The organism is Clostridium sp., from assembly GCF_021443865.1.
In the GTDB taxonomy this organism is placed as follows: domain Bacteria; phylum Bacillota; class Clostridia; order Clostridiales; family Clostridiaceae; genus Clostridium.
Map to the genome: position 1 here is coordinate 6,998 of NZ_JABUTB010000038.1, position 18,960 is coordinate 25,957.

Annotated in this window: 18 protein-coding genes and 1 pseudogene; 16 read left to right on the forward strand and 3 right to left on the reverse strand. The window is 28.4% G+C overall.

Annotated features, from left to right (window positions below; translation table 11 throughout):
• The 9 genes and pseudogenes from HUJ77_RS08420 to HUJ77_RS08460 form a co-directional block, all read left to right on the forward strand.
• Positions 1–104, forward strand: a pseudogene (locus tag HUJ77_RS08420) (NADH peroxidase); the annotation flags it as partial.
• A gap of 776 nt (positions 105–880) precedes the next feature.
• Positions 881–2,308: a cardiolipin synthase gene (gene cls, locus HUJ77_RS08425; protein ID WP_291708138.1), complete on the forward strand. Its 1,428-nt coding sequence runs from the start codon at positions 881–883 to the stop codon at positions 2,306–2,308.
• Between the two features lie 472 nt (positions 2,309–2,780).
• The gene (gene aroF, locus HUJ77_RS08430) at positions 2,781–3,794 is read left to right on the forward strand and encodes a 3-deoxy-7-phosphoheptulonate synthase (RefSeq protein ID WP_291708139.1); all 1,014 of its coding nucleotides are present in this window, start codon (positions 2,781–2,783) and stop codon (positions 3,792–3,794) included.
• Between the two features lie 136 nt (positions 3,795–3,930).
• A complete protein-coding gene (gene aroB / locus HUJ77_RS08435) occupies positions 3,931–4,977 on the forward strand; it encodes a 3-dehydroquinate synthase (protein WP_291708140.1) in 1,047 nt (348 codons plus the stop codon).
• Between the two features lie 136 nt (positions 4,978–5,113).
• Complete coding sequence (gene aroA / locus HUJ77_RS08440; RefSeq protein ID WP_291708141.1) at positions 5,114–6,406, forward strand: 3-phosphoshikimate 1-carboxyvinyltransferase; 1,293 nt, start codon at positions 5,114–5,116, stop codon at positions 6,404–6,406.
• A complete protein-coding gene (gene aroC / locus HUJ77_RS08445; protein ID WP_291708142.1) occupies positions 6,384–7,466 on the forward strand; it encodes a chorismate synthase in 1,083 nt (360 codons plus the stop codon). The genes aroA and aroC overlap by 23 nt, the downstream gene beginning before the upstream one ends.
• Positions 7,466–8,593 carry a prephenate dehydratase gene (gene pheA, locus HUJ77_RS08450; RefSeq protein ID WP_291708143.1) on the forward strand — a complete coding sequence of 376 codons (1,128 nt, stop codon included), beginning with the start codon at positions 7,466–7,468 and terminating at the stop codon, positions 8,591–8,593. The genes aroC and pheA overlap by 1 nt, the downstream gene beginning before the upstream one ends.
• A gap of 139 nt (positions 8,594–8,732) precedes the next feature.
• On the forward strand, positions 8,733–9,170 hold the full coding sequence (locus HUJ77_RS08455; protein ID WP_291708144.1) for a GNAT family N-acetyltransferase: 438 nt from the start codon (positions 8,733–8,735) through the stop codon (positions 9,168–9,170).
• A gap of 356 nt (positions 9,171–9,526) precedes the next feature.
• Complete coding sequence (locus HUJ77_RS08460) at positions 9,527–9,934, forward strand: GNAT family N-acetyltransferase (RefSeq protein ID WP_291708145.1); 408 nt, start codon at positions 9,527–9,529, stop codon at positions 9,932–9,934.
• 154 nt (positions 9,935–10,088) lie between these two features.
• Here the strand turns inward: HUJ77_RS08460 and HUJ77_RS08465 are convergent, their stop codons facing one another.
• A complete protein-coding gene (locus tag HUJ77_RS08465; protein WP_291708146.1) occupies positions 10,089–10,736 on the reverse strand; it encodes a pentapeptide repeat-containing protein in 648 nt (215 codons plus the stop codon).
• 176 nt (positions 10,737–10,912) lie between these two features.
• Between HUJ77_RS08465 and aroE the strand changes: the two genes are divergently transcribed.
• The 5 genes from aroE to HUJ77_RS08490 all read left to right on the forward strand — a co-directional run bounded on the left by aroE (position 10,913) and on the right by HUJ77_RS08490 (position 14,931).
• Positions 10,913–11,722 carry a shikimate dehydrogenase gene (gene aroE / locus HUJ77_RS08470; RefSeq protein ID WP_291708147.1) on the forward strand — a complete coding sequence of 270 codons (810 nt, stop codon included), beginning with the start codon at positions 10,913–10,915 and terminating at the stop codon, positions 11,720–11,722.
• A gap of 15 nt (positions 11,723–11,737) precedes the next feature.
• Positions 11,738–12,244: a shikimate kinase gene (locus HUJ77_RS08475; RefSeq protein ID WP_291708148.1), complete on the forward strand. Its 507-nt coding sequence runs from the start codon at positions 11,738–11,740 to the stop codon at positions 12,242–12,244.
• Between the two features lie 12 nt (positions 12,245–12,256).
• Positions 12,257–12,694 (forward strand): type II 3-dehydroquinate dehydratase, encoded by a 438-nt coding sequence (aroQ, locus tag HUJ77_RS08480; protein WP_291708149.1) that lies wholly within the window; start codon positions 12,257–12,259, stop codon positions 12,692–12,694.
• Between the two features lie 184 nt (positions 12,695–12,878).
• Positions 12,879–13,892: a 3-deoxy-7-phosphoheptulonate synthase gene (gene aroF / locus HUJ77_RS08485; protein ID WP_291708150.1), complete on the forward strand. Its 1,014-nt coding sequence runs from the start codon at positions 12,879–12,881 to the stop codon at positions 13,890–13,892.
• Positions 13,893–14,097: 205 nt separating this feature from the next.
• Positions 14,098–14,931, forward strand: coding sequence for a prephenate dehydrogenase (locus HUJ77_RS08490; RefSeq protein ID WP_291708151.1), 834 nt, complete (start codon positions 14,098–14,100; stop codon positions 14,929–14,931).
• An 81-nt stretch (positions 14,932–15,012) separates the two neighbouring features.
• Here the strand turns inward: HUJ77_RS08490 and HUJ77_RS08495 are convergent, their stop codons facing one another.
• Positions 15,013–16,062, reverse strand: coding sequence for an HD-GYP domain-containing protein (locus tag HUJ77_RS08495; protein ID WP_291708152.1), 1,050 nt, complete (start codon positions 16,060–16,062; stop codon positions 15,013–15,015).
• Positions 16,063–16,258: 196 nt separating this feature from the next.
• On the opposite strand from HUJ77_RS08495, the gene HUJ77_RS08500 reads away from it, so the two are divergent.
• A complete protein-coding gene (locus HUJ77_RS08500; RefSeq protein ID WP_291708153.1) occupies positions 16,259–16,819 on the forward strand; it encodes a CYTH domain-containing protein in 561 nt (186 codons plus the stop codon).
• 119 nt (positions 16,820–16,938) lie between these two features.
• Positions 16,939–17,754 carry a ZIP family metal transporter gene (locus HUJ77_RS08505; protein WP_291708154.1) on the forward strand — a complete coding sequence of 272 codons (816 nt, stop codon included), beginning with the start codon at positions 16,939–16,941 and terminating at the stop codon, positions 17,752–17,754.
• A 94-nt stretch (positions 17,755–17,848) separates the two neighbouring features.
• Here HUJ77_RS08505 and fba read toward each other — a convergent pair whose 3' ends face one another.
• Complete coding sequence (gene fba, locus HUJ77_RS08510; RefSeq protein WP_291708155.1) at positions 17,849–18,712, reverse strand: class II fructose-1,6-bisphosphate aldolase; 864 nt, start codon at positions 18,710–18,712, stop codon at positions 17,849–17,851.
• Positions 18,713–18,960 lie beyond the last annotated feature (248 nt).

Here is an 18,960-nt window from a genome sequence, read left to right on the forward strand (position 1 = left end):
AATTAAACTTAGATGCTATTCATGACACAGTTCATGAAATGTGTAAAGATGAAGCTAGACACGGTCAAGCATTCAAGGGATTATTAAACAGATATTTCGAATAAGATAAAAAGTTACATTAAATAAATATAAACAAAAGAAACTACTTAGAGTTTAAATACTCAATTGTAGTTTCTTTTTTATATCTCAATTCATATAATTTTTTATTTAGAATCTTTTACATTCAGTGTTTCTTATAATTACCCAATATAATAGACCACCTGACATGTAGGCAAAAATATCCCATATATCTGATACAGTATCTATCCGATATAAAGGTGTGATAAATTCCCAGAAGATTCCGCAAGAAAGCATTAGTAATTCTATCTGCCATAATTTAGACATAGTAGTATTGCGAAAACCTAATATGATATTAGTATATGCAATAAATGTAATACCTCCTATTATGTCATTAAAATAAGAAGACATAAACCACCTAATAGCTTCATTTGATATTTGTTCTTTAAATTGTTGATTAATCAAATATAATAAAATAGTAACCAATACTATTATTAGATTTTTTTTCCTATAAAAAAGAAAATATTATAAGTGCAACTAAAACTGCACCTACCATGCCCCAAAAAGATAATCCACCACCATTTTTAGCCATTTTAATCCCCCCATAAACAATATTTTTACGTATTTTTAGGTTTATTTTACCATTTAAAGTTAAGTTTTTCAATGTAGTAGAGTATATATATGAAATTAATTATATAAAAATAAATATTTCTTAAGTAAATACAAATATTAAATAAGCTACTACGTTTAAATATTGATAAAAATAGATTATAATTGAATGAAATGAAAAATAATATTTCTATAAAGAATTGAGGTGAGGTTAATGAATGTATCTATTATATTATTCGTATCTTATTTAATTAACATTTTATTTGCACTTTCGCTAATATTTATTGAACGAAAAGAGCCAACTACCACATGGGCATGGTTAATAATCCTTTTAGTGCTTCCTGGTATTGGATTTATAATTTATTTATTCTTTGGTCAAAATTTAAGTAGGCAAAAAATATTTAGGGAAAAGAAAGTAACAGATGAAAGAAAGGCAAAGGAATTATTAGAAAAATTTAAAAAAGAAAAAGAAAATAGTAATATAGCTGAAGAGTTTATGGACCTTATTAGAATGAATTATAATAATAGTGGTGTATTATATACTTGTGGAAATAAGATAGATACTTTTATAGATGGAGAAGAAAAATTCAATGCTTTAATAAATGATATTAGAGCAGCAAAGAAGTTTATACATATAGAATATTATATATTTAGAATGGATGGCTTAGGTAAAACTATAATTAATGAACTTAAGAAGAAGGTTGAAGAAGGTGTGGAAGTTAGACTTTTAGCAGATGGAATGGGATCTAAAAGTTTAAGAGGTAAAAAAGTAAAATATATAAGAAGCCTTGGTATTAAGTTTTATTTATTCTTTCCAGGATTTCTACCATACGTTAACACCCGTGTGAATTTTAGAAATCATAGAAAAATAGTTGTTATAGATGGTAAAGTTGGATATGTTGGTGGATTTAATGTTGGAAATGAGTACATAAATAAAGGAAAGCAATTTAAATATTGGAGAGACACTCACATTAGAATTCAAGGTGAGGCAGTAAATGAATTGAATAAAAGGTTTATTTTGGATTGGGATTATGCATCAGAAGGAGAACTGAAAAATTATGATGAATATTTTATAGATCAAGAGGAACATGGAGATATAGGAATTCAAATTATTTCCTCTGGGCCAGATCATAAAGAGGAATTTATAAAGAATGCATATATGAAAATAATTAATAATGCAAAGGAAAGAATATACATACAAACACCATATTTAGTTCCTGATGAGCCAATTAAAGAAGCCTTAAAAATAGCAGCTTTATCAGGGGTAGATGTAAGAATTATGGTTCCAGGAAGTCCAGATCATTTCTTTATGGAATGGATATTAAGTGCTAATATGGGAGAGCTTATGGAGTGTGGTGTTAGGATTTATAAATATCAAAAAGGATTTATTCACTCTAAAACTATTACTGCAGATGGAAAGGTGTCTAGTATTGGAACTGCAAATTTAGATATTAGAAGCTTCCAACTTAATTTTGAGATTAATGCAATAATTTTTGATAGTGATTTTACTAAGGAACAGGAAAAAATATTTGCAAATGATATTAAGGATTGCAAGCAAGTTATCCTTGAAGAGTATAATACTAGAGGAAGAAACATAAGGATTAAAGAAGCATTAATTAGACTTATTGCACCAATACTATAAAAAGGATAGCATTTTTATAATGTAAAATGCAGAATTAAGAATGAAAAATTTAGGTTGCTTTACTATGTAAAACTTAATGTTTAATTGATGTGAGAAAAATACTTAGATATTCACGAATTATTAATTTTATTTAATATATGTTATTAAAAAATAAAAATATTCACAAAATTATTGACAATCTATTTAGCTTTGTTATAATTAGGTAAAGAAATTTAGATTTATGGAGGACTTTATGGAAGGAATTATAAACAAAATAGTTAACTTTAACAACTTTTTTTACTTTATGTTCTGGGGCTTTTTATTTAGCGCTGGCTATTTTGTTTACAAAAAAATAATTCCTTACAAAGTGAGTTTTTAACATAAATTTATATATTTTGTTTTATGAATATATAGTTATTACAGAGAACTCCTAGGAGTTCTCTTTTTTATACTAATAAATTAAAATATTTAATATTAAAAGGGGGCATTATTCATGGTAATAATTTTAAAACCAAAAACAAATGAATTAGAAATAAGAAAACTAACAGAGGAGTTAGAGAAAGAGGGGGTAAAGGTTAATCCTGTAATTGGCTCTGAGCTAATTATATTAGGACTTGTAGGTGATACAAGTAAAATAGATCCATTAAAAATAGAAGCTAATGACATAGTAGAGAAGGTTATGCATGTTCAAGAACCTTTTAAGAAAGCAAATAGATTATTCCATCCGGATAATAGTATAATCAAAGTTGGAGATAGTGAAATTGGTGGAAATAAAATAGCTATGATAGCTGGACCCTGTTCAGTTGAAAGTGAAGAGCAATTAACTTATATAGCAGAGTCAGTTAAGAAATTAGGGGCAAATTTCTTAAGAGGTGGTGCTTTCAAACCAAGAACTTCACCATATAGTTTCCAAGGGTTAAAGCATGATGGACTTGAGCTTTTAAAAATAGCTAGGGAAAAAACAGGATTACCTATAGTGACAGAAATAATGTCACCATATGATGTTGAAGTATTTGAAAGAGATGTAGATGTTATTCAAGTTGGTGCAAGAAATATGCAAAACTTTGATTTATTAAATGAACTAGGAAAAACAAGCAAACCTATACTATTAAAGAGAGGATTATCAGCTACAATAGAAGAATGGCTTATGTCAGCAGAATATATAATGGCAGGTGGAAATGAAAATGTAATTCTTTGTGAGAGAGGAATAAGAACCTTCGAAACTTACACAAGAAATACCCTTGATTTAAGTGCAATCCCAGCTGTTAAAAAATTAAGTCACTTACCTATAATAGTAGATCCTAGCCATGCTACAGGAAAGAGATTTATGATATCTCCACTAGCAAAAGCAGCGATAGCAGTAGGAGCAGATGGATTAATAATAGAAGTTCACAACAATCCAGAAAAAGCACTTTGTGATGGACCACAATCCATTAGACCAGACCATTATGAATCACTAGTTCAAGAATTAAAAGCAATTGCAACAGCAGTTGGAAGAGAAATGTAGACAATGAATAATGCGTAATGAACAATGCATAATTAAGCTTGTCTGAATTATTTCAATAATTGTGCATTATCAATTATGCATTATGCATTCATTAAAGTGCATTGTTTAAAGTGTATTTAAGAAAGGTTTGATTCGTATGAAGTTGAATATAGATTTGTCTCATAGCAGTTATGATATAATTATAGAAAAGGGTTTGCTTAATAATTTAAGTAAGGAAGTATCTGAAGTATTTAAGGGTAAAAAGATATTTGTATTAACGGATAAAAATGTTGATAAGTTTTATGGAAATAAGGTTCTTCAGGAATTATCTGATTTTGGATATGATACTAAGAAGCTAGTTCTTGAAGCTGGAGAGGAAACTAAGAGTTTTTTTACTTTACCAAAGATATATGATGAACTTTTGAATTTTAAGATGACAAGAAGTGATTTAATAATAACTTTAGGTGGTGGAGTAATTGGAGATTTAGGTGGCTTTGTGGCATCTACATATCTTAGAGGAATTCCATTTATACAAGTTCCTACAACTTTATTAGCACAAGTAGATAGTAGTGTAGGCGGAAAAGTAGGTATAGATTTAGATAGAGGTAAAAATCTTGTAGGTAGTTTTTATCATCCTAAAAAAGTAATAATAGATCCAGAGGTTTTAAAATCTTTAAGTGATAGAGTATTTAATGATGGTATGGCAGAAGTAATAAAATATGGATGCATAAAGGATAAAGACTTCTTTGATAATTTATTAAAATACAAAGATAAAGAAGAAGTTATGAACAACATTGAGTACATTATACACAACTGCTGCAGAATAAAAAAAGAAGTTGTGGAAAAAGATGAGAAAGATACTGGGGAAAGAATGCTTTTAAACTTTGGTCATACAATAGGTCATGCCATTGAGAAATATTATAAATATAATAAATATACACATGGAGAAGCTGTAGCTATAGGAATGTACGAAATTACAAAAATAAGCGAAGCATCTTTTGAAACAGAAAAAGGTACAGCGGATATAATAAAGAATATATTAATTAAGTATAATCTTCCTTATAAACTAGATATTGATCTTAATGAAATCAAAGAAACAATTTCATTAGATAAAAAGAATATAAATAACAAATTAAATTTAATATTTCTAAAAAAAATTGGAGAAAGCAAAATAGTGCAAAGGGAAGTAATAGATAATAAGTAATTCAGAATGAATTACATCCATAATTTTTTCATTCTTTAATTCTTTCATTATCTAACAATTAGTAATTCGGAATGAATTACATCCATAATTATGCATTATCCATTATGCATTATTCATTAAATTAAGGGGGTTTTTTATGCAAGGAATAAAACTTAATAGTAGTAAGCTAAAGGGAGTAGTTAAGGTTCCACCTTCTAAAAGTATGGCACATAGGGCTATAATTTGTGCTGCTTTATCTAGTGGAGTTTCTATAATAGAAAATATAGATTACTCTGATGATATTAATGCAACTATAGATGGGATGATATCTTTAGGAGCAATAATTGAAAAAGATGGTGATAAACTAAGTATTACAGGAGCCTTTAATGAAGCTGCTAAGAGAAATACAGTTAGAACTATAGATTGTAATGAATCTGGTTCTACACTTAGATTTTTAGTTCCTATAGCTCTTTTATTTGATGGTATTACTAAGTTTGTTGGAAGAGGAAATTTAGGCAAAAGACCATTAGATACTTATTATGATATATTTAAGGAACAAGGAATTAGTTATAATACAGTTGATGGTAGATTAAGCTTAATGGTTAAGGGAAGATTAGATAGTGGAGAATTTACTTTACCAGGAAATATTAGTTCTCAATTTATAACAGGGCTTTTATTTACTTTACCTTTATTAAAGGAAGATTCAAAGATAATACTTTCTACAGAGTTAGAATCTAAGGGCTATATAGATTTAACATTATCTTGTATGAAAGACTTTGGAGTTTTCATTGAGAATAATAATTACAGAGAATTTATAATTAAAGGAAATCAGGGTTATGTTTCTAGAAATTATAGAGTGGAAGGAGATTATTCTCAAGGAGCATTTTATTTATGTGCAGATGCCTTAGGCTCTGAAGTAGTAGTTCAAGATTTAAGAAAGGACTCACTTCAAGGAGATAAAGAGGTAATAGAAATTTTAGAAAGAATGGGAGCTAAATTTAATTTTGGTGATAATTTAACTTGCCATATAGATGGAGATTTAGTTTCTACAATAATAGATGGGTCACAATGTCCAGACATAATACCTGTGATTTCTTTAGTGGCAGCATTAGCAAAAGGAAAAACAGAAATTATAAATGCTGGAAGGCTTAGAATTAAGGAGTGTGACAGATTAAAGGCGGTGGCTACTGAGCTTAATAAGCTTGGAGCTAGAATCGAAGAGAAAAAAGAGGGGCTAGTAATATATGGTGTTCAAGAGCTAGAAGGCGGAGTAGAAGTATGGAGCTGGAAGGATCATAGAATAGCCATGACTTTAGCAATAGCGGCAACTAGGTGTAAAAAGCCTATAATTATAAAAGATTACGATTGTGTAGCAAAATCTTACCCAAGATTTTTTGAGGATTACAAAATGCTAGGAGGGGCTATAAATGAGTGGAGTCTTTGGAAATAATATAAAAGTATCTATTTTTGGTGAGTCTCATGGAGCTGCAATAGGTGTTAATATAGACGGACTTCCATCAGGCTTTGAAATTGATATGGATAAGGTGTTACTTGAAATGGGAAGAAGAGCACCAGGGAAAAACCAATTATCTACATCAAGAAAGGAAGCAGATTTACCAGAAATATTAAGTGGATATTTTGAAGGGAAAACTACTGGGACACCACTTTGTGCCATTATAAGAAATGGAGATACTAGGTCAAAGGATTATTCAAAAACAAAGGATTTCCTAAGACCTGGTCATGCAGATTATAGTGGGCATGAAAGATATTCAGGCTTTAATGACTATAGAGGTGGTGGTCATTTTTCAGGAAGATTAACAGCACCTTTAGTATTTGCAGGGGCTATATGTAAGCAAATATTAGAGGATAAAGGAGTATTTATAGGTGCACATATAGCATCTATAAAGGAAATAGAAGATGATAGATTTAATCCTACAAATATTTCTCATATGGATTTATTAAATTTAAGAAATAAGGAATTACCATTAATAAATCCATCCTTAGAAGAAAAGATTAAACATAGGATTATGCAAGCAAAATATGATGGGGATTCAGTTGGTGGAACTATAGAATGTGCTGTAGTTGGAATAAAAGCTGGGGTAGGTAATCCATTTTTTGATTCTATAGAATCAACATTAGCTCATCTTATGTTTTCTGTACCAGCAATAAAGGGAATAGAGTTTGGAAGAGGCTTTGATATGACTAAACTCTTTGGTTCAGAAGCAAATGACGAGTATTATTATCATGGAGATTTAGTGAAAACTAAAACTAATAATAATGGTGGTATCTTAGGTGGAATAAGCAATGGAATGCCTATATTATTTAAAGTAGCAGTTAAACCAACAGCATCCATATTAAAAGAGCAAAATACTGTGGATATAAATAATAAAAAGGATGTTAAATTTAGAATAGAAGGAAGACATGACCCTTGTATAGTACAAAGAGCAGTGCCTGTAATAGAAGCAGTTACTGCAATAGGTATACTAGATTTAATAAAGGGGCGATACTAATGGGTAACTTAGAAGACTATAGAAGAGAAATTGATTCTATAGATAAAGAGTTAATAGCTTTATTTGAAAAAAGAATGAATGTTGCCATTAAGGTAGGAGAATACAAAAGGGAAAGAAATCTTCCAATATTCAATGCTAAAAGAGAAGAAGAAGTAATAGAAAAAAATATTAATCTTCTAAACAATAAAGAATATAGTGAAATCACTAGAATCTATTTTGAAAAAATTATGGAGCTTAGTAGGTCTCTGCAAGCAGATTTAATGGAAAACCATAATGATAACTTAAAAGTAAATGTAATTGAAGATAATGTTAAAATAGGTTATCAAGGTGTTGAAGGTTCCTTTAGTGAAGAAGCATTACAAAAGTATTTTAATTATTATGATAGTATTAAAAATTATGAGAGTTTTAAAGATGTTTTTAATGCATTAGAAAAAAATGAAATACAATATGCTATACTGCCTATTGAAAATTCATATACTGGTGCAATTACTGATGTTTATGATCTTTTAGTTAAATACAATTTTTATATAGTTGGTGAAGAGTGTATAAAAATAGATCAAAATCTTATGGGAATAGAAGGTACTAACTTAGATGATATTGAAGAAATTTATTCTCATCCCCAAGGTTTTGAACAAAGTAAGGGATTTTTAAGTAGATATAACAATATTAGATTAATTCCTTATCATAATACAGCAATAAGTGCTAAGTTAGTTTCAGATTTAAAAGATAAGAAAAAAGCAGCCATTGGAAGTAAAAGAGCAGCTAAGATTTATGGCTTAAGTATATTAAAAGAAAATATTAATGATAAAAAAGACAATCACACTAAGTTTATAATTATAGGCAAAGAATTAAAATATGATAATGATAGCAATAAAATCAGCATAGTATTTTCTCTAGAAGATAAGGCTGGTACATTATATAAGCTATTAAGGCACTTTGCAGAAAATAATATTAATATGATTAAAATAGAATCAAGGCCTAATAAACATGAGTCTTGGAAGTACTTACTTTATGTAGATTTTGAAGGAAACTTAAATGATTCCCTAGTTAAAAATGCTCTAGAACCTATAGAAAAAAATAGTGGCTACTTTAAAATAATAGGAAACTATATAAATTCAAATAAATAGTAAAAAGGAACATCAAAATTGATGCTCCTTTTTTTATTGGTAAAATGTGCTATAATAATCAGCAATTATTTTAAATGGAAATTTAAATAATTAATAGTTAGATGTACTTAGATAATTATTGACAAAAGGAGAGGTAAATATGGATAAAGAAACTACTTATATTAAAGAATTAGTAAGTAATGAAGAATTACTTAAAGGATTCTATGTAATGAAACAATTAAGAACACATTTAAATGAAGATACATATTTAAACTTAATTTCAGATATGAGGAAAGAAGGCTATAAGATGTTTGCACTTTATGTAGATGAAGAGATTGCATCGGTTGCAGGAGTAATTAAACTTACAAATCTATATTATGGAAAACATATATGGGTTAATGATTTAGTAACAGATATAAATAAAAGGTCCAATAAATATGGAGAAAAGCTTTTATCATTTATTAATGAATGGGCAAAAGAAAATGGATGTGATGTAGTTGCACTATCATCAGGCTTACAACGATTAGAGGCACATAAATTTTATGAGTTAAAAATGGGATTTGATAAAGTAAGTTATGTATTTAAAAAACAACTTTAATATATAAATTAATATAAAAATTTATATAATTTATATTTAAAAGCAATTATGATATTTAGACTATAAGAATATAAATAACCTATGCTTTGATATTGAGAGTATGTCAAAGTCATAGGTTATTAAAATGAACCAGAAAGTATTTTATAAATTGATATAATTACAATTTATAAGGGAGTGAAATGTATATTCAACTTTTTTAAAAAAATTTGTTGAAATAGTGGAAATTATAAAGTAGTGGGTGTATAATAAAAATATAAATAAATATTGAGAATTTTCTGAAAATTTATCAATTTGATAAAGTAAACCTATTAATAAGATGGGGGTCTTAAAAGGTTTTACTTAGGGGAGGAATACTTATGGTTGGGTTTGATGTAAGGAAAATTAACTCTAAGGATTATAATGATGTGATTAGACTAAGTGAGAGCTTGGATTACTCAAGCATTAAATCCATAATGGAAAATAAAAATTCTAAAATCATTGTAGCTCAATTAAATGATGAAATTATAGGCTATATAAATTTCACCCTTTTAAATGATACAAGCTACAAAAGTAATTTAGCTATTAAAGAAATCATGGTTGAGGAAAAGTATAGGGGACTTGGCGTAGGTCATCAGCTAATGATTGAAGCTAATAAGTATGCAGCAGATTATAATGCAGCTTCTATAGTTGCACTTTATAATAATTATAAGGAAGAGGAGGTGTATTTTTATAATAAAGAAGGCTTTAGATTGAATGGCGAAAGGAGGTATGAGAAACTATCCTAATTATAACGGAATTAAGGGAGGGGATAATTTAAGATTACCACGTTCAACCACATGGAAGGAGGCATGAAAGCAAATCCCAAATTTTATAGATAGAAGGTAGCCTAAGTTAATTATATAATAATTGCTTTTGCTACCTTCATTTAATTATATAAGATTATAGTATTAAACTAGTTTTAATATATTTTATTAAGTAGCTTAAAGTATAAAAATCTTTATCTAATTCGTCAGCTAATAAGTTTAATCCTTTAATTAAATTTGCTTCATTAAAATTCTCTAAAAGAATCATAATACTTAATGAGTTTATATCTCCATCTCGAGTATCTAAAACTCTTGAATTTTTTACATATTTATTATTTAAGGCATTTAAAGTAGCGTTTTTAAGTTCTTCACTTATATCTAACTTTGGCATTTCATCATAGATTCTTATTTCTTTATCATTTATATTTAAATTTCTAACACTACTTAAATCAGTTCCAACAAAAATAGTATTAACAAATTTAGCATCTTTAAAGTCTACATTATCTAATCTTACTGAATCAAAAATAGTATTTTCAAATTTAGCATTTTTAAAATTACTTTTTTTAAAGTTACTACCTATAAATTCTGCAAATTTAAAACTACATTTTAAAAAGCTACAGGACTTAAAATGTGCACCTCTGAAATTTACATAGTCAAAATTTGAACCAGAAAAATTACAATTATAGCAATTACCTCTTTCTAGATTTTGATACATAAAGTTTTTATCTTTCTTCTCTACATTTTCGTATTTAAAATTAACTTTAGTTTTTTGATCTTTAGCCATTATTACCTCCATAATAAATATATATTTATTTCAAGTTATCCATTTTAATTAATATTAACATAGAAACAAAGAAATGTCATACTAAGATGACTTTGAATTTATAAGTATGAGACAATATGATATTTAATTTGCAATATGCTATAATAGATTTAATATTTTTAAGGGGGCAAATAAATATGGAGTTTTATGGACTTTTAGGAGAAAAGCTTTCTCATAGTCTATCACCAGAAATTCATAATGAAATATTGAAACAAATAAATATAGCTGGTGGATATAAGCTTTTTGAAATTAATAAAGATAGGCTAAGTGACTTTACAGAAGCTTTAAAGCTATTGAAAATAAAGGGATGTAATGTAACTATTCCTTATAAAAAGGATATAATAAAATATGTTGACTTCCTTTCTAATGAAGCTAAAAAAATAGGAGCAATTAATACCATAGCTTTAAATGAAGGAAAGCTATATGGATATAATACAGATTACTTTGGATTTGGATATATGCTAAAGGTTAGCAACATTGAAGTTAGTGATAAAGTAGCAGTAATACTAGGTAATGGGGGGGCATCAAGAGCTGTATTGCATTATTTAATAGATAATAATGCAAAAGAGGTTTACATAGTAAGTAGAAACCCAAAGAAAGATGACTTTTTACTTGAAAATGTAAAGTTAATTAGCTATGAAGAACTAAAATCATTAAAGGGAGATATTTTAATTAATTCTACACCTGTAGGAATGTATCCTAATATAGGAGAATCGCCAGTATCTAAAGAAGTAATTAATAATTTTCATGCTTTAGTAGATTTAATATACAATCCTATGGAAACTAAGTTTTTATCTTATGGAAAAGAATTAAATAAAACATATGTTGGAGGCCTTTATATGCTTATTGGGCAGGCAGCTAAGGCACAAGAAATATGGCAACATACATCTATAAATGAAAATATTATTGAAGATATATATAATAAGTTAAATAAAAAATTTCTGTAACTTTAGGTGATTATAATGAAGAAGAATATAATTTTATTAATTGGAATGCCCGGATGTGGAAAGACTACTATAGGAAGAATAATATCCAAGAAGCTTGGATATAAGTTTTGTGATATGGATAGCTATATTCAAGATATATCTAAAAGTACAATTAAAGAGCTATTTGCAAAGGGTGAGGATTACTTTAGAGATTTTGAAACAAGAGCTTGCAAAGAGCTAAGTACTATAAAGGAAAATATAATTATATCTAGTGGTGGTGGAGTAGTTAAAAGAAAAGAAAATATAGATTATTTTAAGGAAGATGGAATTATTATTTTTATAGATAGACAAGTAGAAGACATTATAAAAGATGTAGATACTGACTCAAGGCCATTATTAAAGGATGGTAGAACTAAACTTTACAACCTATATTCAGAAAGATATAATTTATATAAGGATTATTCTAAATATAGAATTAGTAATAATAAAGATATAGAAGAAGTAATAAATGATATAATAGAAATAATAAATAGCAATAAGTAAAGGGGGTAATATATGAAAATATTGGTTATTAATGGTCCTAACTTGAATATGGTTGGAATAAGAGAAAAAGGTATATATGGAACTAGAGATTTTAAAGATATCTGCAATTATATTAAGGAAGAAGGACAAAAAAGAAACATAGACATAAAATTATTTCAAAGCAATATTGAAGGTGAAATAATTAATGAAATCCATAATGCTTATTATGAAAACTATGATGGAATAATAATAAATCCAGGAGCATTTACTCATTATAGCTATGCTATATTTGATGCAATTAAAGCTGTAAGTATTAATACAGTAGAAGTCCATTTATCAAATATACACGGAAGAGAAGAATTTAGGCATAAATCAGTTATAGCACCAGCATGCATTGGGCAAATCTGTGGGTTTAAAGAATTTGGTTATGTAATGGCTATGGACGCACTAAAAATGAAAAATGAAAAATGAAGAATTAATGAATAAACTCCTTCAGAGTTTAGAAAAATGAAAGAGTGAAGAAAATTAATAGTGAAGAAGTAAAAGTGAATGGTAAATTCCATAGGAATTTATAAATTATATAACTCAGCTATGCTGAGTTATATCAACAATTATGCATTATTAATTAAAATTGTAGTATGGAGGGATAGGAAAAATGATTATTGTAATGAATCCAAATTGTAGAGAAGATGAAGTATTGAAGGTTAAGGGAGAATTAGAGAGTAAAGGGTTAGGTATTCACTTATCTCAAGGTGAAACCTTTTGTATAATAGGTGTGGTTGGTGAAACTAGAGCAATAGATTCAGATAAGCTTTTAAGATTTTCTGGAGTAGATAAAGTTTTAAAAGTTGAAGAGCCTTATAAAAAGGCTAATAGGTTATTTAAACCTGAAGACACAGTGATTGATGTAAGAGGTAGTTTAATTGGCGGAGACAATTTAGGTATTATAGCTGGACCTTGTTCTGTTGAAAGTGAGGATCAAATAATAGAAATTGCTAAAAGTGTTAAGGCATCAGGTGCTAACTTCTTAAGAGGTGGTGCATTTAAGCCAAGAACATCTCCATATAGTTTCCAAGGCCTAGAATTAGAGGGGTTAGAATTTCTAAAAAAAGCAAGGGAAGCAACAGGACTACCAATAGTAACGGAAATAATGTCAACAGATTATATAGATGTTTTTGAAAGAGATGTTGATGTAATTCAAGTTGGTGCTAGAAATATGCAAAACTTCGATTTATTAAAGCAATTAGGTAAGACTAATAAGACTATATTATTAAAGAGAGGTTTATCAGCAACAATTGAAGAATGGCTTATGTCAGCAGAATATATAATGGCTGCAGGAAATGAAAATGTAATACTTTGTGAAAGAGGTATAAGAACCTTTGAAACTTACACAAGAAATACATTAGATTTAAGTGCAATACCAGTTATAAAGAGAAGATCACATTTACCAGTAATAGTAGATCCTAGTCATGCAGCAGGATACTGGTACCTTGTTGAACCACTTGCAAAGGCAGCAATAAGCGCAGGAGCAGATGGACTTATGATAGAAGTTCACAATAATCCACAATGTGCATTAAGCGATGGACAACAATCAATAAAACCAGAATCCTTCAAAAAGATTATGGATAAAGTAAGGATTTTAGCTGAAATGGAAGGAAAGAAAATATAGTTAATGCACAAGTTAATGCACAATGCACAATGCATAATTAAGGTAAAAACTCCTTCGGAGTTTTGAAAGAATGAAGAATTAAATTACTATGGAATTTATAAAATTTCATAACTCAGCTTGTCTGAGTTATAACAACAATTATGCATTATCAATTGTGAATTATGCATTCATTAAAGTGCATTATTAATTAATATTGGGGGTTTTTATGAAAATATTAATAGTAGGGCTTGGTGTCATTGGTGGTAGTTATGCTATGGCGCTTAAAGCAGCAGGATATGAGGATGTCTATGGAATAGATAGTAATTTAGAAACTTTAAGAAAAGCTAAGGAGCTTGGGCTAATTAAAGAAGGTTATGTAGATGGTAAGGAGATTGTAGGCGAAGTTGATTTAATTATTATTTCTCTTTACCCAAGGTTAGTTAAGAATTTTATTCATATGAATAGGAATTATTTAAAAAGAGGTGCTATAATAACGGATGCTACAGGCATAAAGGAGCATTTTGTTGAGGATATATTAGCAATACTACCAGAAGGAATAGATTTTATTTTTGGTCATCCTATGGCTGGTAGGGAGAAAAAAGGCATAGACTATGCATCAAAGGATGTTTTTAAAGGCGCAAACTATTTAATAACTGTAACTGATAGAAATAAAGAAGAAAATATCAAGCTTTTAGAAAATATTATTTATGATATGGGCTTTAAAAGGATAAAGAGAATAAATCCAAAGTATCATGATATGATGATTGCATTTACAAGTCAATTACCTCATGCTATTGCAGTGGCATTAATTAATAGTGATGAAGAGGGAAGAGACACTGGAAGCTTTATTGGAGATAGTTATAGGGATTTAACTAGAATTGCTAATATTAATGAAGATTTATGGAGTGAACTGTTCTTTGGAAATAAGGACAATTTGCTAGAATCAATAGATAACTTTTTACTGGAACTAAATAAAATAAAAAGCTCTATAGTAAATGAAGATGAAGAAGAGTTAAAGAATTTATTTATTAAATCAAGTAAAAGAAGAGAAAAACTATAGTGTAGTGAATAGATAATAGTTAATGTTAATAAGAGGGTACTGAAAAGCTTAAAGTTTTCGGTACCCTTTTTAATTTTGCTATCAATTAGTTAATAGTTTAATTATTGATAGGTCTCTTGATTTACTTAAGTCTATAAATTCATTATTTGAAAATACTAAAGGTGATTCTAAGTAATTAAGATTCATTTGTATGATTTTACACTTTTCGTTATTGCTTAATAAGGCACTCTGACCAATATAATAACTTTCTAAGCCTTTTAAGAAAGTATTACATAAGGAATAATCTAATTTAGTTAAGCTTTCATTTCTTATTGTTCTTAAGGATTGAAGAGGCCTTTTTCTTTTCTTATAAGACCTATTAGAATTAATGGCATCAAAGGTATCTGTAATGGCTATTATCTTAGCAAATTTATGGATTTGATCACCAGTTAATCTAAGGGGATAACCGCTTCCATCACATCTTTCATGATGCATTAATACTCCATATAAAACAGACTGACTTATAAATGGAATATCCTTTATATCATTATAAGCAAGGATAGGATGGGTTTGAATGATTTCATATTCTGCTTTAGTAAGCTTTGTAGGTTTATCAATTATTTTTTTATCAATTTTAGTTTTTCCAAAGTCATGTAGAAGAGAAGCGTATATTAAAGCATGTAATTTACTTTCTGATATATTAGCCCATTTTCCTAGTAAATAGCTTAATACAGCTACATTTACAGAATGCATGTAAATGGAATCCTCTCCACTGCCGTTAAGGATTATACTTTTTATTATATTATTATTTATTTTAATTTGGCTTAGAAGTTTTTTTGCATAGTCATTTACTTCATTTGTATTTGATGATTTAAGATTAGTAGAGTTAGTAAATATATACTCAATACTTGTTGATACGTTTTTTAAAGTACTTTTAGCTTCTTCTATAGCAATAGCTTCTTTAGAATCTTCATTATTATTAAGAACTTCAACTTTATCAAAGGCATAAAGAGATTTAAGCTTATCTAACATTTGCTCAGTTAATTTGATACCCTTTCCAACTAAGACAGTTCCGTTAAAAACAATATCCTCGGAAGTTATCATACCAGCTTTTAAATTTATTATATCTATAATTTCCTTTTTATTATTCATAAAATTTACCCCTAAATATATTTATATTAAATAAGAAAACAGACTTCATATTACAGTCTTTAATTATTATATCGAAGAAAAACTTATGAATATTAGGTTTTAAATAAAATAATGTATTAAAATGAAAAAATAGATAAGATATATTAAATTATTATATGTGTTATAATAATTCATATAAATTTTAAGGAGTGATATTATGAAGGAATTAGAAACAAGAGTAGTTGATATAGATGTTGATAAAGTTAGAGAAATTTTAAATAATATTGGAGCAGAAAAAGTAAAGGAAGAATATCAAATAAATAATATATATGATTTTGAGGATAATAGACTTTTAAATGCAAAAGGATATGCAAGAATAAGAATTACAGATGATAAACTTAATAATAAAGAAGTAGTGTATATGACTACAAAGAAAATGTTAAGTCAAGGGACCTTCAAGGAAATGGAAGAAAATGAAACAATAGTGGAAGATAAGGAAGCTGCAAGTAAAATATTTACTTCTTTAGGATTATCTTTAAAGCAATCAATAAAAAAGTATAGAGAAAGCTATAAAATAAAGGATTCCTTAGTTGAAATAGATATTAATGATAAGAGCTTTTGCCCTTTTCCATATTTAGAAATTGAAACTTATTCAGAAGAGAGACTTAAAGAAATATTAAGTATATTAGGATATACAATAGAAGATACTACTTCAAAAACAATTTATGAATTGTTAGAAGAAAGAGGATTATCCAAGGGAGAAGGAAAGGGACTATAAAATAGTTAAATTAAAATTCGGCAAATTTTTTATATTAATAGTATTAGTTGTAACAAAAGTATATTCTTCTTAGTAAATTATAATTAAGGATTTTATTTAGATACTAAGGAGGATATAACATGGAATGGTTTGTAGGGTTAAACCCAATTTTTCAAGGATTACTTGCAACTTTATTTACTTGGTCAGTAACTGCTTTAGGAGCTGGAGTAGTATTTTTCTTTAAGAAATTTGATAAGAGAATTTTAAATACAATGTTAGGTTTTGGTGCTGGAGTAATGGTGGCGGCTAGTTTTTGGTCTCTTTTAAGTCCAGCAATTGAACTTTCACAGGAACTTGGATATTCTGGTTTTGTTATTCCATCAATAGGATTCTTTTTAGGTGGCGCATTTTTAGTTTTTGCGGATAAGTTAATGGATACTTATTCTTATGGAATTGTCTTAAATAAAGATGACGAAAATGTTTCAAAAGCAGCTAAATATAGAAAAAGTATTTTGTTAGTTTTAGCTGTAACTCTTCATAATATACCAGAAGGATTAGCAGTTGGTGTAGCTTTTGGTGGAGTAGCAGCAGGAATACCTGGAGCAAGTATAGCAGGAGCAATTACACTTGCTTTAGGAATAGGATTTCAGAACTTCCCAGAAGGAGCAGCAGTTTCATTGCCTTTAAGAAGTGAAGGGCTATCAAGATCAAAAAGCTTTCTTTATGGTCAAGCATCAGGACTTGTAGAGCCTATAGCAGGAGTGATAGGAGTTATGGCAGCTTTAGCAGTAAGAAGCTTACTTCCATTTTTATTATCATTTTCAGCAGGAGCGATGATAGCTGTAGTAGGTGCAGAATTATTACCAGAAGCCTCAATACAAAATAAAAAATTAACTACTTTAGGACTTATTTTAGGATTTATTGTTATGATGGTTTTAGATGTAGCTTTAGGATAAATATTTTAAATATTAGTTTAAACTAAAACTTTTAGTTTGAATTAAAAAAATAAAGGAGTGCCACAAAATGTGGCGCTCCTTTATATTAGTGGAATTATGCTTGGTTGATTGATCCGAATAATTCCATTTTTTCTTTAACTGTAGCTTTAATAGCTTCAAATCCAGGATTTAAAAGCTTTCTTGGGTCAAAGCCTTTTCCTTGTAGGTCTTTTCCAGCTTCTATGTACTTTCTAGTACCTTCAGCAAATGCTAATTGACATTCAGTGTTAACATTGATTTTAGAAACTCCTAAAGAAATAGCTTTCTTTATCATATCTTCTGGAATTCCAGTACCACCGTGTAATACTAGTGGAACATTGTTAGTTACTTTGCTTATAGCTTCTAAAGCATCAAAGCTTAAACCCTTCCAGTTTGATGGATATACTCCGTGGATGTTACCAATACCAGCAGCTAACATAGTAACTCCTAAGTCAGCAATTGCTTTACATTCAGCTGCATCAGCAATTTCTCCTGCACCAACAACTCCGTCTTCTTCTCCACCGATTGAACCAACTTCAGCTTCTAAAGATAATCCTTTTTCTGAAGTTAATTTAACCATTTCTTTTGTTTTAGCTATATTTTCATCTATTGGATAGTGAGATCCATCAAACATTATTGATGAGAAACCAGCTTCCATAGCCTTTAAAGCACCTTCATAGCTACCATGGTCTAAGTGAATTGCAACTGGTACAGTGATGTTTAATTCTTCCATCATTCCGTTTACCATTCCAACTACTGTCTTGAAACCACACATATATTTAGCAGCTCCTTCTGAAACTCCTAATATAACTGGTGAATTATTTTCTTGAGCAGTTAATAATATTGCTTTAGTCCATTCTAAGTTGTTGATATTGAATTGACCTACAGCGTATTTTCCCGCTTTAGCCTTGTTTAACATTTCCTTTGCTGAAACTAACATGGTATAAAACCTCCATACTATATATTTTATTACAATTAAGCTATGTAGCTAACTGTACAAAAGTTACAACTTACAAGTTGAACTCATCGATAATATTATAACTCAAAATAACTTTAATTTAAACAATAAAATTAGAAATTACTTGCCATTATATAAAAATATTGTGATATTTGCTATATTTATATAATAAAATATATATTCAAGTAACAATTTACAAATAAAATCAATACAAATATATATAATTTATA

Excerpts from the sequence above, each read along its gene's own strand:
- HUJ77_RS08460 (WP_291708145.1), top strand. The coding sequence starts at position 9,527 with ATGGTTGGGTTTGATGTAAGGAAAATTAACTCTAAGGATTATAATGAT.
- HUJ77_RS08505 (WP_291708154.1), top strand. The coding sequence starts at position 16,939 with ATGGAATGGTTTGTAGGGTTAAACCCAATTTTTCAAGGATTACTTGCA.
- aroQ (WP_291708149.1), top strand. The coding sequence starts at position 12,257 with ATGAAAATATTGGTTATTAATGGTCCTAACTTGAATATGGTTGGAATA.
- aroC (WP_291708142.1), top strand. The coding sequence starts at position 6,384 with ATGAGTGGAGTCTTTGGAAATAATATAAAAGTATCTATTTTTGGTGAG.
- HUJ77_RS08455 (WP_291708144.1), top strand. The coding sequence starts at position 8,733 with ATGGATAAAGAAACTACTTATATTAAAGAATTAGTAAGTAATGAAGAA.
- HUJ77_RS08465 (WP_291708146.1), bottom strand. The coding sequence starts at position 10,736 with ATGGCTAAAGATCAAAAAACTAAAGTTAATTTTAAATACGAAAATGTA.
- HUJ77_RS08495 (WP_291708152.1), bottom strand. The coding sequence starts at position 16,062 with ATGAATAATAAAAAGGAAATTATAGATATAATAAATTTAAAAGCTGGT.
- HUJ77_RS08475 (WP_291708148.1), top strand. The coding sequence starts at position 11,738 with ATGAAGAAGAATATAATTTTATTAATTGGAATGCCCGGATGTGGAAAG.
- cls (WP_291708138.1), top strand. The coding sequence starts at position 881 with ATGAATGTATCTATTATATTATTCGTATCTTATTTAATTAACATTTTA.
- pheA (WP_291708143.1), top strand. The coding sequence starts at position 7,466 with ATGGGTAACTTAGAAGACTATAGAAGAGAAATTGATTCTATAGATAAA.
- aroE (WP_291708147.1), top strand. The coding sequence starts at position 10,913 with ATGGAGTTTTATGGACTTTTAGGAGAAAAGCTTTCTCATAGTCTATCA.
- HUJ77_RS08490 (WP_291708151.1), top strand. The coding sequence starts at position 14,098 with ATGAAAATATTAATAGTAGGGCTTGGTGTCATTGGTGGTAGTTATGCT.
- fba (WP_291708155.1), bottom strand. The coding sequence starts at position 18,712 with ATGTTAGTTTCAGCAAAGGAAATGTTAAACAAGGCTAAAGCGGGAAAA.
- HUJ77_RS08500 (WP_291708153.1), top strand. The coding sequence starts at position 16,259 with ATGAAGGAATTAGAAACAAGAGTAGTTGATATAGATGTTGATAAAGTT.
- aroB (WP_291708140.1), top strand. The coding sequence starts at position 3,931 with ATGAAGTTGAATATAGATTTGTCTCATAGCAGTTATGATATAATTATA.
- aroF (WP_291708139.1), top strand. The coding sequence starts at position 2,781 with ATGGTAATAATTTTAAAACCAAAAACAAATGAATTAGAAATAAGAAAA.
- aroF (WP_291708150.1), top strand. The coding sequence starts at position 12,879 with ATGATTATTGTAATGAATCCAAATTGTAGAGAAGATGAAGTATTGAAG.
- aroA (WP_291708141.1), top strand. The coding sequence starts at position 5,114 with ATGCAAGGAATAAAACTTAATAGTAGTAAGCTAAAGGGAGTAGTTAAG.